Origin of the sequence: Aeromicrobium sp. JJY06 (assembly GCF_044069275.1) — a bacterium.
GTDB classification, from domain to species: Bacteria; Actinomycetota; Actinomycetes; order Propionibacteriales; family Nocardioidaceae; genus Aeromicrobium; species Aeromicrobium tamlense.
Window position 1 is genome coordinate 610,728 of record NZ_JBIMRD010000002.1, and the last position, 13,136, is coordinate 623,863.

The 13,136-nt window shown below is 69.0% G+C and carries 17 protein-coding genes; 8 read left to right on the forward strand and 9 right to left on the reverse strand.

Features of this window, described 5'->3' with window-relative positions:
* Positions 1-45: 45 nt before the first annotated feature.
* Entirely contained in the window at positions 46-1,269 is a 1,224-nt protein-coding gene (mshC, locus tag ACGWYL_RS14435) for a cysteine--1-D-myo-inosityl 2-amino-2-deoxy-alpha-D-glucopyranoside ligase (protein ID WP_179424290.1), read from the reverse strand.
* A gap of 59 nt (positions 1,270-1,328) precedes the next feature.
* Between mshC and ACGWYL_RS14440 the strand changes: the two genes are divergently transcribed.
* Entirely contained in the window at positions 1,329-2,270 is a 942-nt protein-coding gene (locus tag ACGWYL_RS14440) for a magnesium and cobalt transport protein CorA (RefSeq protein WP_395487535.1), read from the forward strand.
* A 34-nt stretch (positions 2,271-2,304) separates the two neighbouring features.
* On the opposite strand, the gene ACGWYL_RS14445 is transcribed toward ACGWYL_RS14440, so the two are convergent.
* The gene (locus tag ACGWYL_RS14445; protein ID WP_395487536.1) at positions 2,305-3,126 is read right to left on the reverse strand and encodes a hypothetical protein; all 822 of its coding nucleotides are present in this window, start codon (positions 3,124-3,126) and stop codon (positions 2,305-2,307) included.
* Positions 3,127-3,416: 290 nt separating this feature from the next.
* Between ACGWYL_RS14445 and ACGWYL_RS14450 the strand changes: the two genes are divergently transcribed.
* From ACGWYL_RS14450 to ACGWYL_RS14460, 3 genes are all read left to right on the forward strand, one after another.
* Positions 3,417-4,283 carry a hypothetical protein gene (locus tag ACGWYL_RS14450; RefSeq protein WP_395487537.1) on the forward strand — a complete coding sequence of 289 codons (867 nt, stop codon included), beginning with the start codon at positions 3,417-3,419 and terminating at the stop codon, positions 4,281-4,283.
* 87 nt (positions 4,284-4,370) lie between these two features.
* A complete protein-coding gene (locus tag ACGWYL_RS14455; protein ID WP_395487538.1) occupies positions 4,371-4,490 on the forward strand; it encodes a CorA family divalent cation transporter in 120 nt (39 codons plus the stop codon).
* A 64-nt stretch (positions 4,491-4,554) separates the two neighbouring features.
* Positions 4,555-4,701, forward strand: coding sequence for a hypothetical protein (locus ACGWYL_RS14460; protein WP_179424288.1), 147 nt, complete (start codon positions 4,555-4,557; stop codon positions 4,699-4,701).
* A 242-nt stretch (positions 4,702-4,943) separates the two neighbouring features.
* Here the strand turns inward: ACGWYL_RS14460 and ACGWYL_RS14465 are convergent, their stop codons facing one another.
* Positions 4,944-5,777, reverse strand: a complete 834-nt coding sequence (locus ACGWYL_RS14465) for an undecaprenyl-diphosphate phosphatase (RefSeq protein WP_179424287.1) — start codon at positions 5,775-5,777, stop codon at positions 4,944-4,946.
* A 43-nt stretch (positions 5,778-5,820) separates the two neighbouring features.
* Here ACGWYL_RS14465 and ACGWYL_RS14470 point away from each other — a divergent pair, with 43 nt between their 5' ends.
* Both ACGWYL_RS14470 and ACGWYL_RS14475 read left to right on the forward strand, forming a co-directional pair.
* On the forward strand, positions 5,821-6,780 hold the full coding sequence (locus tag ACGWYL_RS14470; RefSeq protein WP_269307051.1) for an aldo/keto reductase: 960 nt from the start codon (positions 5,821-5,823) through the stop codon (positions 6,778-6,780).
* Positions 6,777-6,962 (forward strand): DUF5703 family protein, encoded by a 186-nt coding sequence (locus ACGWYL_RS14475; protein ID WP_179424285.1) that lies wholly within the window; start codon positions 6,777-6,779, stop codon positions 6,960-6,962. Before ACGWYL_RS14470 ends, ACGWYL_RS14475 begins: the two co-directional genes overlap by 4 nt.
* A 3-nt stretch (positions 6,963-6,965) precedes the next feature.
* Here the strand turns inward: ACGWYL_RS14475 and ACGWYL_RS14480 are convergent, their stop codons facing one another.
* The 6 genes from ACGWYL_RS14480 to ACGWYL_RS14505 all read right to left on the reverse strand — a co-directional run bounded on the left by ACGWYL_RS14480 (position 6,966) and on the right by ACGWYL_RS14505 (position 10,828).
* Positions 6,966-7,994, reverse strand: a complete 1,029-nt coding sequence (locus ACGWYL_RS14480; RefSeq protein WP_395487539.1) for a YihY/virulence factor BrkB family protein — start codon at positions 7,992-7,994, stop codon at positions 6,966-6,968.
* Positions 7,994-8,260, reverse strand: a complete 267-nt coding sequence (locus ACGWYL_RS14485) for a DUF3618 domain-containing protein (protein ID WP_179424283.1) — start codon at positions 8,258-8,260, stop codon at positions 7,994-7,996. The genes ACGWYL_RS14480 and ACGWYL_RS14485 overlap by 1 nt, the downstream gene beginning before the upstream one ends.
* A 13-nt stretch (positions 8,261-8,273) precedes the next feature.
* A complete protein-coding gene (locus tag ACGWYL_RS14490; protein ID WP_269302326.1) occupies positions 8,274-8,678 on the reverse strand; it encodes a phage holin family protein in 405 nt (134 codons plus the stop codon).
* On the reverse strand, positions 8,675-9,061 hold the full coding sequence (locus ACGWYL_RS14495) for a YtxH domain-containing protein (protein ID WP_395487540.1): 387 nt from the start codon (positions 9,059-9,061) through the stop codon (positions 8,675-8,677). Before ACGWYL_RS14495 ends, ACGWYL_RS14490 begins: the two co-directional genes overlap by 4 nt.
* A gap of 74 nt (positions 9,062-9,135) precedes the next feature.
* The gene (locus ACGWYL_RS14500; RefSeq protein WP_179424280.1) at positions 9,136-10,425 is read right to left on the reverse strand and encodes a M20/M25/M40 family metallo-hydrolase; all 1,290 of its coding nucleotides are present in this window, start codon (positions 10,423-10,425) and stop codon (positions 9,136-9,138) included.
* A gap of 13 nt (positions 10,426-10,438) precedes the next feature.
* On the reverse strand, positions 10,439-10,828 hold the full coding sequence (locus ACGWYL_RS14505) for an SRPBCC family protein (RefSeq protein WP_395487541.1): 390 nt from the start codon (positions 10,826-10,828) through the stop codon (positions 10,439-10,441).
* Between the two features lie 23 nt (positions 10,829-10,851).
* Between ACGWYL_RS14505 and ACGWYL_RS14510 the strand changes: the two genes are divergently transcribed.
* Both ACGWYL_RS14510 and ACGWYL_RS14515 read left to right on the forward strand, forming a co-directional pair.
* The gene (locus ACGWYL_RS14510) at positions 10,852-11,736 is read left to right on the forward strand and encodes a MoxR family ATPase (RefSeq protein ID WP_218845746.1); all 885 of its coding nucleotides are present in this window, start codon (positions 10,852-10,854) and stop codon (positions 11,734-11,736) included.
* Complete coding sequence (locus ACGWYL_RS14515; RefSeq protein ID WP_269302329.1) at positions 11,733-13,127, forward strand: VWA domain-containing protein; 1,395 nt, start codon at positions 11,733-11,735, stop codon at positions 13,125-13,127. Before ACGWYL_RS14510 ends, ACGWYL_RS14515 begins: the two co-directional genes overlap by 4 nt.
* Positions 13,128-13,136: the final 9 nt, after the last annotated feature.

Below are 13,136 nucleotides of genomic sequence, written 5' to 3' on the forward strand. Positions count from 1 at the left end.
CTCATGAGGGGTGCTTGAGGTTGAGCACTCACCGCTCCCCGGCGGTCAGAGCGCGACGCCGAGCAGCGCGTCGACCGCGGCGCGCACGGTGCGCGGTCCGTCCACGTCGGTGCCCTGCGTGGCGGCCCACTCGTCGACCGCCGCGAGGGCGGCCGGCGCGTCGAGGTCGTTCGCGAGCGCCGCGCGCAGCCGCTCGACGAGCTCCTCGCCCGAGGGACCGGTCGAGCGGTCGGCCGCGGCGCGCCACGTGGCGAGGCGCTGCTCGGCGGCGTCGATCGCTTCGGCGAACCACTCCCAGTCCTCGCGGTAGTGGTGCGCCAGCAGCGCGAGCCGGATCGCCATCGGGTCGTGACCCTCGGCGCGCAGCTTCGAGACGAGCACCAGGTTGCCCTTGGACTTGCTCATCTTCTCGCCCTCGTAGCCGACCATGCCGGCGTGGACGTAGGCGCGCGCGAACGGCTCGCCCGTGGCGGCCTCGGCCTCGGCGGCCGACATCTCGTGGTGCGGGAAGACCAGGTCGGAGCCGCCGCCCTGCACGTCGAACGCCGTGCCCAGGTGGTGCAGTGCGATCGCGGCGCACTCGATGTGCCAGCCGGGACGGCCGCGGCCGAGCTCGGTGTCCCAGGCGGGCTCGCCCGGACGCTCGGCCTGCCACAGGAGGCAGTCGAGCGGGTCGCGCTTGCCGGCGCGGTCGGGGTCGCCGCCGCGCTCGGGGAAGATCCTCAGCATCGTCTCGGTGTCGAAGCCCGAGACCTCGCCGAACGTCCCCGACGAGCGGACCTCGAAGTACAGGTCGTCATCGACCTTGTAGACGCCGCCGGTCTTCTCCAGGCGGCGCACGAGGTCGATCACGAGCGGGATCGACTCGACCGCGCCGATGTAGTGCTCGGGCGGCAGGATGCGCAGGGCCGTCATGTCCTCGCGGAACAGCTGCGTCTCGCGCTCGGCGAGCTGGACCCAGTCGATGCCCGTGGCGTTCGCGCGCTCGAGCAGCGGGTCGTCGACGTCGGTGACGTTCTGCGTGTAGTGGACCTCAAGGCCTTGGTCGAGCCACTGGCGCTGCAGCAGGTCGAACGCGAGGTACGTGTTCGCGTGCCCGAGGTGCGTGGCGTCGTAGGGCGTGATGCCGCAGACGTAGAGGCGCGCGGCGCCGTCGGGCGCCGACGGGACCACCGTGCGGCGGGCCGTGTCATGGACGTGGAGCTGCGGTCCCGTACCGAGCCCGGAGTCCGAGAGTCGTGGGATCGGCGGGCGGGACCAACTCTGCATGTCGTCGAGCCTATCGGGACCCTGAAGTCCACAATGAGCAGGTGATCATGGATTGCGCGGTGTATCTCGACGGAGTGCGCGAGGAGACCGACCGCGACCCCGAGACGCTCGACGACACGCTGGCCGACCTGAGCGGTCAGGACTTCCTCTGGATCGGCGTCAGCGACCCCACGCACGAGGAGATGGAGCGCCTCGGCGGCGCCCTCGGACTGCACCCGCTGGCGATCGAGGACACGCTCGCACCCCACCAGCGGCCGCGTGTGGACCGGTTCAGCGACCACCTGTTCCTGTCGCTGCGGATCGTCTCGTACAGCGACGACGACATCACCACCAGCGAGGTCAACATCTGTCTCGGACGGCACTACGTCCTGACGGTGCGCCACGGCGGGCCCGAGCTGTCGATGGCCCGCCACCGCGCCGAACGGGTGCCCGAGCGGCTCAGGCAGGGCCCGATCGCGGCCGTCCACGCCGTCGTGGACGCTATCGTCGACCGCTACGAGGACGTCGCCGGCGAGCTCGTGACCGACGTCGAGGAGGTCGAGACCTCGGTGTTCTCGGCCGACCGCACCCGCGACTCGGCCCGCATCTACCGGCTCAAGCGCGAGACGCTGGAGTTCCGGCACGCCGTCGCTCCCCTGCGCGACCCGATCCTGCGCTTCGCCCAGGTGGCCGACCCCGAGGACCTGCGCCCGTACTTCCGCGACATCGCCGACCACCTCCAGCGCGCCCTCGATGCCATCGACTCGATCGACTCGCTGCTGACCAACGCGCTCAATGCCCACCTCGCCCAGCTGAGCGTGCAGCAGAACGAGGACATGCGGAAGCTCACCGCCGGCGCCACGCTGTTCGCCATCCCCACGGCCGTCGCCGGGATCTACGGGATGAACTTGCGCTTACCAGGTTCCGGAAGCAATCCCGCGTACTTTTGGATCGTGATGGGGTTCACCGGACTCGCGTGTTGGTGGGTTTGGAGAGCGTTCCGAAAGTCCGGATGGCTATAACGCGCCGAAATGCGTGTCGCCATCGCCGCGTCTGTCAAACCGCGCCATTTGCAACCAGCCTTGCTGCTACGTCATTGATGACACACTGCGTGACGTCAAGCATCTCAACGACGTATTCCCGGACATCCCCGACGCTTCGCTGGCGCCGGATCCTCTCGAGCCGTTGACGGACCGCCTCTGTCGGCTTAGTTACGTCGAGTTCGTGAGCGATCTGGTTTCGAGCAGAGAAGGCGCGCTCCAACCGACTCGTCTTCTTGGGGGTGGGCTTGATCCGCTTTCTGAGCGATGCGTCCGTTACTCCCAGTGCAAGAGCAAACTGTTCAACGCGCTCGGCTGACTGAGCGCTCGCGCTCTGCAACTCGTACCGCCATCGGTTGCTCAGCGTGTCGCGAGGCGTCTCACCTCGACCGAGGAGCAACGACACGAGTTCCTTCGGGTTCACAGAACCTCCGTTCCCGATGGCTTGCTCCGCGAACGCGGTGAACTTGGAGTTCACCTCGTCATCGAAGTCGAGGAGCGCAGGCAGTGCATCATCCGCCAGGCGCTTCAACGCGCGGTCTAGTCCGGCACCCGCGAAGAGAACGCTGGCGCGCAGGCAGTCTTGAGCCGGCGTGGCCCACGTCCCCTTTACCTCTTTGCCCTCGGATACCTTCCACAACCGATTTACCATCGTTCCAAGAGCGATCGCGCTTTCCGCCGACTCGATAGCGGAACGCGGAGCGTTCTGTGCTTCGCGACAGTCCAGTGGAAGCTCGGCGGGACTAGAAGTCAGGTTCGCGACGAGCGACTCGCCTGCCGCCGTCTGACGGAAGTCGTAGGCAGCAGAACTCAGCTCGGTCTGCGAGAGCGGCTTCATGACAGTGAGGGTACGAGCCTGTGGCATCCAATGTCCGGTGTTCGCGCTCCTCCGCCTGTGCCGTCATCCCTTTAGCCCTGGTCGTCCGGAACAATATTCGATCAACTTGCGGGAACCAGGTTCCGGAAGCGATCCGGCGTACCTCTGGATCGTGACGAAGTTCACCGGACTCGCGTGTTGGCGGGTCTGGAGGACATTCCGAAAGTTCGGCTGGCTGCAATTTCGATCGAATGGGGACACTCTGTCTCTCCTCGCCTATATCTTCGAACCTCCGACCAGCAGGAGGAAGCATGGCGAAATACATCAAGCCCAAGAAGCGTCTGCACCGCGAGTTCCTTTATCTGAACTACGACACCGTCATCAATTCCCTGTCCGCACTCGAAGCAGGGATGGTCGACGAGATCATTGAAAAGTCCATCGAGTCCGGCGAAGGCGGATTTGAGGGAGGTCTCAGCGCGGGACCCGCGAAGGTTGGTGCTTCGAAGAAGAAGCAGGCATCGATGGAGGCGGAGCTGCGACGCACGCGCACACGCTTCTCGGCTTTCGACTCGTGGTACTCGACTCTGGATCAAGCTGACGCCATCGGCCGGTTCGAGGGCTGGGATCAGAGTGTTCGCGACGAGCTCGAGGTCGGAGACACGATCGAGTTCGTGGCTGACGTAAAGCTCTCGCCGATTTTCCGCATGTTTACCGCTTACACCTCCTTCGTGGAAGGTGCGACTAAGCCCGGGAACGTGTTCGACCTCAAGGGCAAGGAGCTTGCAGAGGCCAAGGGCATCGCCCGCATGATGGAGAACTGGATGTCGGGAGCCGGAGGACAGCGGACGCTTCCGGTCTACCTGGCTCCTCACGGCGCCGAGGAGCCTCGGATCCTCGGGTCCCTCGAGGCTCCGTACATCGTGGGCGGACTTGAGAACGCCGAAGGTCGGTTCACCGTGATCGGACAAGTGGACTCACTTCTCGGACCGGACGACAAGGTCTCAGCAGTGCGCATCTTGAAGGACTCGCCCGCGACTCCCATGGAGATCGACACCATGACCGAAGCCGTCAAGCACATGCAGGAGGGTGCAGAGGGACTTGGCGTCTTCATTGGCGATGACGACATCACCTTCACTTCACCGGCGGTGATGATCCGTCCCATCGCCGTCTTCAGATAAGGCTCGCTCCGAGGGCCTGCGAGCCACCTCACCTCTGCCCGCGGGCAGAGGTGAGGTCATGCTTCGCGCCGTCGGGAACTTGTTCGCATGAACTTCGAGCACATGCCCGAGCTCACCTGGACCTACGGCTACCCGATCTGCCTCGCCGCCATGGGCGCCGCCTGCTTCTACGTCTACCGCCGATTCAAGAAGTCGGGCTGGCTGTGAGGGTTCGAGCGGAGATCCCGTCGTGACTGCCCACGAGGACGGACGGACGAAAGACAGGTTCGGCGTGCCCCCGTACCCGGCGACGGGTCGTCCGGAACAGCCGACACCGCGGAACCCGTCGCCGTGGCCCTGGATCGTCGGCGTGAGCGCCGCACTCGGCCTGCTCTACCTCGCGGTGCTGGTCGGCTACTGGCTGATCGCCTCGGCCTGACGTCAGGGACGGGCGTGCGGGACGAACGATGAGGACTTTGGCCCCCCTCCGGTATCCACATGCATCATTGTTCGTCCCATGACCGCGCCCACTGCCTATCTTGTGGCGCTCAGGCCCACATACGGGCGCAGGTCGCACAAGATCACCCGTCGGCCCGCTCAGCTGACGAACGATGATGCCTTCGGCCCCGCTCCGATACCCGAATGCCTCATCGTTCGTCCCGGCCGCGCCCCACAGCGGCGTCAGGCGGCGACGGCGCCGGTGAGGACGCCGGCGGCGAGCAGGATGAGCACGAGGGAGCCGAGGGCGACGCGGTAGATCACGAACGGCTTGTACGAATGGTTGCTGACGTACTTGAGCAGCCAGTGGATCACGGCGAGGCCGACCACGAACGAGACGGCCGTGCCGACGAGCGTGGGCACGGTGCCGTAGGCGTTCTCACCGCCCGGGATGTCCTTGAGCTTGTAGACGCCGGCGCCCACGACGGCGGGGATCGCCAGCAGGAACGCGTAGCGGGTGGCGGCCTGGCGCTCGTAGCCCAGGAACAGGCCCATCGAGATCGTCGCGCCCGAGCGGGACACGCCCGGCACCAGTGCGCACGACTGCGCGAAGCCGAGCAGGATCGCGTCGCGCGTGGAGAGGTCGGCGATCGGCTTGGTCTTGCGCCCCAGCTTCTCCGCGAGGCCGAGCACGAGGCCCATGCCGATGAGCATCGCGCCGATGAACCACAGGTTGCGGAACTCGCTGTCGATCAGGTCCTCCAGCAGCAGGCCCAGGATCACGATCGGCGTCGAGCCGATGATGATGAACCAGCCCATCCGCCACTCGGACTGGCGACGGGCGTCGGCGCTGAACAGGCCCTTCACCCAGCCGGACCCGATGGTCCAGATGTCACGCCAGAAGTAGAGGACGACCGCCAGCTCGGTGCCGATCTGGACCACCGCGGTGTACGCGGCGCCGGGGTCCTCCCAGCCGAGCAGCTGCGGCACGATCGCCAGGTGCGCGCTGCTCGAGATCGGGAGGAATTCGGTCAGGCCCTGGACGATGCCCAGGATGACGGAGCGCAGCAGATCCACCGTGCGAGCCTACACAGCAAAGTTCAGGCCACCGACTAACCTCATCCGCATGCAGGTGCGTCGACTCGGCGGTTCCGGTCTCCAGGTGTCGCGACTCGCTCTCGGGACCATGTCCTGGGGTGCGGCCGTCGACGAGTACGCGGCCGACGAGCAGCTGAGGCTGTTCCTCGACTCCGGCGGCACCCTCCTCGACACCGCCCCCATCTACGGCGACGGATCGTGCGAGCGCGTCATCGGCGCGCTGCTCGACAAGCACGGCGTCCGGGACGAGCTCGTGCTGGCCGGCAAGGCGGGGGTCGCGCGTCGTGACGGCCGGGTCGTCACCGACGGCTCCCTGCGCTCGCTGCTGCGCCAGCTGGACCAGACGCTCGCCGACCTCGGCACCGACCACCTCGACCTGTGGCAGGTCCACCGCTGGGACGACTCCGTCCCCGTCGACGAGACGATGGCCGCGCTCGACCAGGCGATCCGCTCGGGCAAGGTCCGCTACGCCGGCATCAGCAACTTCACCGGTTGGCAGACCGTGGCCGCCCAGCACGCGTTCAGCCGGCTCGGCGGAGGCGTGCCGCTGGTCAGCACCCAGGTCGAGTACTCGCTGCTGCGACGCGAGCCCGAGATCGAGGTCGTCCCGGCCGCGCAGCACGCGGGCCTGAGCCTCCTCGCCTGGTCGCCGCTGGGCCGCGGCGTCCTCACCGGGAAGTACCGCGGCGGCGTCCCTTCCGACTCGCGGGCGGCCGACGCCCGCTGGGAGGCGTTCGTCGCCCCTCACCTGACCCCGTCCAAGGCCCGTGTGGTCGATGCCCTCGCGGCAGCCGCCGAGGGACTCGGCGTGCCGATCTCCCACGTCGCGCTGGCCTGGCTGCGCGACCAGCCGCACGTCGGCGCCGCGATCGTCGGCGCCCGCACCACCGCCCAGCTCCAGGAGTCCCTCGGCTCCGAGCTGCTCGACCTGCCGCACGAGATCGTCGCCGCGCTGAGCGACGTGTCCGAAGGAGTCCGATGATCGAGTACGAGTTCTGGGACGTCGCCATCTCGCGCACCAAGTCGCGCAACGCCGTGTGCCAGTGGCTGACACAGGCGGCCGAGTTCCAGGGCTGGGAGCTCGACCGCCTGCGCAAGGATCCCACCGGTCACCGCACGGTGCGGCTGCGGCGCAAGGTCATCCGGATGCGCGCCACCGTCTGACGGTCAGGCGTCGTCCGTCTCGCCGCGGCTGCGCCGCAGCGCACGGGCCCGACGGACGTCCTCCTCGTACTTCTTGCGGTCCTTCTCGATCTTCGTGGTGTCGCGCGGAGGCAGCTGGATCTCCTCCTCGGCCGGCAGCCCGGCCTGCAGCTCACGACCCCGCTCGAGCTCGGCGTCGAGCTCGGCGCCGAAGATCAGCGCGAGGTTCGTGATCCACAGCCACAGCAGGAACACGATGACGCCGGCCAGGGAGCCGTACGTGCGGTCATAGTTCGAGAAGTTGGCCACGTAGAGGCCGAACAGCGCCGACGCGATCAGCCACGTCACGATCGCGACCACGGCGCCCACGCTGATCCAGCGGAACCGGGGCTGCCTGACGTTCGGCGTGACGTAGTAGAGCAGCGCCACGATGAGCACCACGACGCACAGCATCACGGGCCACTTGGCGATGTTCCAGACCGTCACGGCGGTCTCGCCGATCCCGAGGGCGTTGCCGACCGCCTCCGCGGCGGGACCGGTGAGCACGAGACTCAGCCCCACGAGCGCGGTGAGCAGGACCGTCACCAGCGTCAGCACCAGCATGACCGGGCGCAGCTTCCAGAACGGACGTCCCTCGTCGATCTCGTAGATGCGGTTCATGCCCCGCGAGAACGCGTTGACGTAGGCCGAGGCCGACCACAGCGCCGCTGCGAGGCCGATGACGAACCCGAGACCCGAGTTCTGGTTCTCACCCAGCTGGCGCAGCGTCGGCTCCAGCGTCTCCGCGGCGCCGGAGGCCCCGATGTCTCGCAGCACCTGGAGCATCGCGTCGACCGTGTCCGCGCTGCGGCCCGTCAGGCCGACGAGCGACAGCACGGCCAGCAGACCGGGGAACAGGGCCAGCACCGAGTAGTACGTCAGCGCGGCCGCCAGGTCGGTCCCCTGGTCCTCGGAGAACTCCCGAGCGGTCTTGCGGAACACGTACATCCACGGCCGCTTCTTGAGCTCCTTCGGGGAGTCGGGGCCGTGCGCCTGACCGGGTTCGGATGCCATCAGCGGCGCCGGCGCAGCGAGCGGAGCACCAGGCTCGCGAGGTACAGCGACAGGAGGCCGCCGGCGAGTGCCAGCACCTCCGGGCGCGGCTTGCCGTCGGAGTCGACGACCTGCGTCTTCGCGGACTCGGTGAACTCGTGCGCGGACTCCTTCGCCCTGGACTTGACGTCGAACTTCGCGGCCAGCTCGTCGACGGTGTCGGCGAGCTGCTCACGGGTGCGCTCGACGTCCTCGCGCAGCACTTCGGATTCGTGGGGTTCGGTCATGGGTTCCTCCGGTTCAGTGATCGCGGGCGTGACGGACGGCGTCGACGTCGGCCTTGACGCTCTCCACCGTCGCCTGGGGCACGGGGGCGCCGGCCTCCTGCACGCGGTTCTTGCCCATCAGGGCGGCGACGCCGGCGATGACGAACAGCACCACCGCGACGATCAGGGCGGCGATCCAGACGTCCATGGCGAGCGACAGCGCCGCGATGATCGCGGCGATCAGCGCGCCGAGGCCGTACAGCGCGATCAGGCCGCCGGCGCCGATGATGCCGGCGCCGACGCCGGCCCGCTTGGCCTTGCTCGAGACCTCGATCTGGGCGAGGCGCATCTCGTCCCGGACGAGCGTCTTGAGCTCGTCGGTCAGGCGCGAGATGAGCTCGCCCGTCGAGGCCTCACCACCGGGCTCGTGGTGACTCATCGCCCACCGGCTCCGGTCCCGCCGCCGGTCGTGCCCGAGCCGCCCGTGCCGGAGCTACCGGTGCCGCCCGGAGTCGAGCCGGCGCCGGAGCCGAAGCTGCTGCCGCCGGTGCTGGACCCGGTGCTGCCGGAGCCGGAGCCCGAGCCGCCGAAGCCGGACCCGCTGCTGCCGGAGCTCGAGCCGCTGCCCGAGTCGCTCCCGCCCATTCCCGGCACGTGCTCCTGGGCGGCGTGCTGCGCCTTGTCGGCCACGTCCTGGACCCGCGGGTCCTTCCACAGGCTCTGCGCCTTCTGGACGATCTGGTCGTACCGCTCTCGTCCCGAGCGCGTGCCCAGGACGTATCCGGCCGCGGCACCTACGAGGAACGTCAGCTTTCGGGCCATGGTGGCCACCTCCACTCGATCGACTGTGACTCTTGCGTCGAGGGAGTACCCCACCCCTGCGGAGGTATGCGGGGTCAGGCCAGATCGAGGAACTCGTCGAAGACCCGGGTGCCGAACTGCAGCGCGTCGACCGGCACGCGCTCGTCGACGCCGTGGAACAGGGCGGTGAAGTCGAGGTCGGCAGGGAGCCGCAGCGGCACGAACCCGTACGACGTCATGCCGAGCTTGTGCCACGCCTTCGCGTCGGTGCCACCGGACATGAGGAAGGGCGCGACGTGCGCCTCGGGGTCGTGCTTGAGCAGCGACACGGTCATCGCGTCGACGAGGTCGCCCTCGAAGCCGTACTCGAGCGGGATGTCCTGGTGGTACGGCTCGACCCGGACGCCCTCGCCGACGATGTCCTGCACGCGCGACACGAACGTCTCGTGGTGTCCGGGCAGCGGACGTCCGTCGACGTAGGCGACGGCCTCCCCCGGCACGACGTTGTGCTTGTACCCGGCCTGCGCCATCGTCGTGTTGGTCGAGTTCCGCAGGCCGGAGCCGATCATCCGCACGGCGGGGCCGAAGTGCTCGAGGAGCTCGTCGGGCGTGCCCTCGGTGCCGCTCAGCTCGCGCACCTTGTCCAGCAGCAGCCGCATCGAGGGGCCGGGCTCGAGGGGCCACTCGTGCTCGCCGATGCGGACGAGCGCCCGGGCGAGGTGGGTGATCGCGTTGTCGGGGTTGGCCATCGAGCCGTGGCCGGCCGTGCCGGTGGCGGTGAGGCGCAGCCAGGCGATGCCCTTCTCCCCCGACTCCAGCAGGTAGAGGCGCTTGCCGGCGACCTCGGTGGAGAAGCCGCCGACCTCGCCGACGGCCTCGGTGCAGCCCTCGAACCACTCGGGGTGCTCGGCCACGAGCCAGTGGGCGCCGAGCTGTCCGCCGGCCTCCTCGTCGGCCGTGAAGACCAGCAGGATCGGGCGGGCGGGGATGCGGCCGGCACGCTGGCGCTCGCGCACCACGGCCAGCAGGATCGCGTCGAAGTCCTTCATGTCCACGGCGCCGCGGCCCACGACGTAGTCGTCGACGATCTCGGCGGCGAACGGGTCGACCGACCAGTCCGACGCCTGCGCCGGCACCACGTCGAGGTGGCCGTGGACCACGAGCCCGGGGCGCGAGGAGGTCTGGTCGCCCCACCGCGCCAGCACCGAGGCGCGTCCGGACTCCGACTCGAGGATGGTCGACTCGATGCCGACCTCGGCGAGGCTGGCGGCGACGTACTCGGCGGCGGCGCGCTCGCCCGGGCCCGAGGAGTCACCGTAGTTGGACGTGTCGATCCGGATCAGGTCACGGCAGAGGTCGACGACCTCGTTCTCGGCGGCGGACATGCGTCCAGCCTAGTCAGGCCAGCAGACGCCGCAGGACCGTCGAGACCATCAGGCCCAGCAGCCGCCGGGTGACCGGGTCGAGGAGGCGCGGCACGCCGATGACACTCACGTCCTCGTCCCACGTGACGACCGACCCCGTGCCGTGCGGCTCGACGGTGATCGAGGCCCTCCCCCGGACGACGCGTCCCCGCTTCACGAGGTCGACGCGGCGCGGCGGCTCCCACGCCGTCACGTCCATCGGGTCGTCGAAGCCGACGGGTCCGATCGCGGTCCGGGCGGTGAAGCCGTCGGGCCGCGTGGTGATCGTCGTGAGGGGCACGCGGTGGCGCTCCCAGTCGGTCACCCGGGCGAACGCCGACTCGACGTCGTGGTGTGACGTGTACCTCACTACCGTCTTGGCCATACGGACAGCGTAGAGTTGAATCCATGTTCAACAAGGGCACCATGCCGTTCTCCTCGGTCGCCGACGTCAAGGCGCGCCTGGCCACGGCCGGCTACCTGGCCTCGGACGCCGTCGCCACCACCGTCTTCCTCGCCAGCGAGCTGGGCAAGCCGCTGCTCGTCGAGGGCCCCGCCGGCGTCGGCAAGACCGAGCTCTCGCGCGCGGTCGCCCAGGCCTGCGGCGCCGAGCTCGTCCGCCTCCAGTGCTACGAGGGCGTCGACGAGTCGCGCGCGATCTACGAGTGGAACCACGCGAAGCAGCTGCTGCGCATCTCGGCCGGACAGGACGAGACGTGGAGCGAGGCGAAGTCGGACATCTTCTCCGAGGAGTTCCTGCTGCCGCGCCCGCTGCTCTCGGCGATCCGCAACGAGGGCCCCACGGTGCTGCTCATCGACGAGACCGACAAGGCCGACGTCGAGATCGAGGGTCTGCTGCTGGAGGTCCTGGGCGACTTCCAGATCACGATCCCCGAGCTCGGCACCGTGACGGCGACCCAGCGCCCCTTCGTCGTGCTGACCTCGAACGCGACCCGCGAGCTGAGCGAGGCGCTGCGCCGCCGCTGCCTGTTCCTGCACATCGAGTTCCCCTCGGCCGACCTGGAGCGCGACATCGTCGCCCTGAAGGTGCCCGACCTCGACCAGGCGCTCGCCGACTCGGTGGTCCGCGTCGTCAACGCCCTGCGCGCGATGCCGCTGCGCAAGGCCCCCTCGGTCTCCGAGACGCTCGACTGGGCGCGCACCCTCGTGGCCCTCGGCGCCGACACCCTGACCTCCGAGGTCGTCTCGGAGAGCCTCGGCGTCGTGCTCAAGCACAACGACGACATCGACAAGGCCCGCGCGAAGCTGGACCTGGACGCCGTTCTCTCATGAGCACCCAGGTCGCCGCCCGGCTGGTCGAGTTCGTCGAGGCGCTGCGCGTCAAGGGCGTCAACGCCGGGCCCAGCGAGACGATCGACGCGGCCGACGTCATGCGCGTGCTGGGCCTCGACGACCGCGACCTGCTCCGCGAGGGCCTCGCCGCTGCGCTCGTGCGCCGCGGCGGTCAGCGCGACGTCTTCGACCAGACCTTCGACCTGTTCTTCCCGATCGGCGTGGGCCGTCCCGAGGCCGCCCGCGACGCCGACGAGGACCTCGACGTCCAGCAGATCCGCGAGCTGCTGCTCATGGCGCTGCTCGACCGCGACCCGCGCACGCTGGCTCAGATCGCGGAGATCGCCGTCGACGTGCTCGGCGAGGTGGGCCAGCCCGGCACCGAGACCGCCGGCTGGTCGGCCTACCAGACCATCGACCGGCTCCAGCCCCAGACGCTCATCGCCGCCGCCATGGCGATGCGTCCCGGTGGCGGTTCGGGCCAGGGCGGGCAGGGCCTCGGCACGCAGTTCACCGACCGCCTCGCCCGCGACGAGGTCCGTCAGGGCGTCGAGGCCTTCCGCGAGATGGTGCAGGCCGAGGCCCGGCGTCGCTCCGCCGAGCTGCGTGGCCGCGAGCTCGTCGCCCGCCACGCCGTGCGCTCGTCACGCGACCGCGTGGACTTCCTCAGCGCGAACCGCCAGCAGCTGGAGGAGCTGCGCCGCTCGGTGCAGCCCCTCGCGCGCGTGCTGGCCACGCGCCTGTCCGCCCGTCGCCGGCGTCGCCGCCGCGGGAAGATCGACATGCGCCGCACGCTGCGCCGCGCGATGGGCACCGGCGGCGTCCCGATGCGACCCGTGTTCGAGAAGCCGCGTCCCAGCCGCCCCGAGCTCGTCCTGCTGTGCGACGTCTCGGGCTCGGTCGCGGGCTTCTCCAACTTCACGATGCTGTTGACGCAGGCACTGAGCGCGCAGTTCAGCAAGGTCCGCGTCTTCGCGTTCGTCAACGCCATGGCCGAGGTCACCGAGATCGTCCGCGACGGCGCGGTCTCCGGTGGCGCCGAGATCGAGCCGCGCATCCGTGCCGAGGCGAAGATCACGAAGTGGCACACGAGCAGCGACTACGGCGAGGCCTTCCTGGACTTTCAGGAGTTCTTCCTCGACGCGGTCGGCCCGCGCACCGCGGTGCTGATCCTGGGCGATGCGCGCAACAACAACCAGAACCCGCGCTTCGACGCCCTCCACGAGATCGCGATGCGGTCGCGACGGACGTACTGGCTCAATCCCGAGCACCACACGCGGTGGGGTCTGGGCGACTCCGAGGCGCTGGCCTACGCTGAGATCGTCCCCATGCACGAGTGCGCGAACGTCGATCAGCTGACGCACTTCGTCACCCGCCTGCTGCCGGTCTGATCGAGGAGC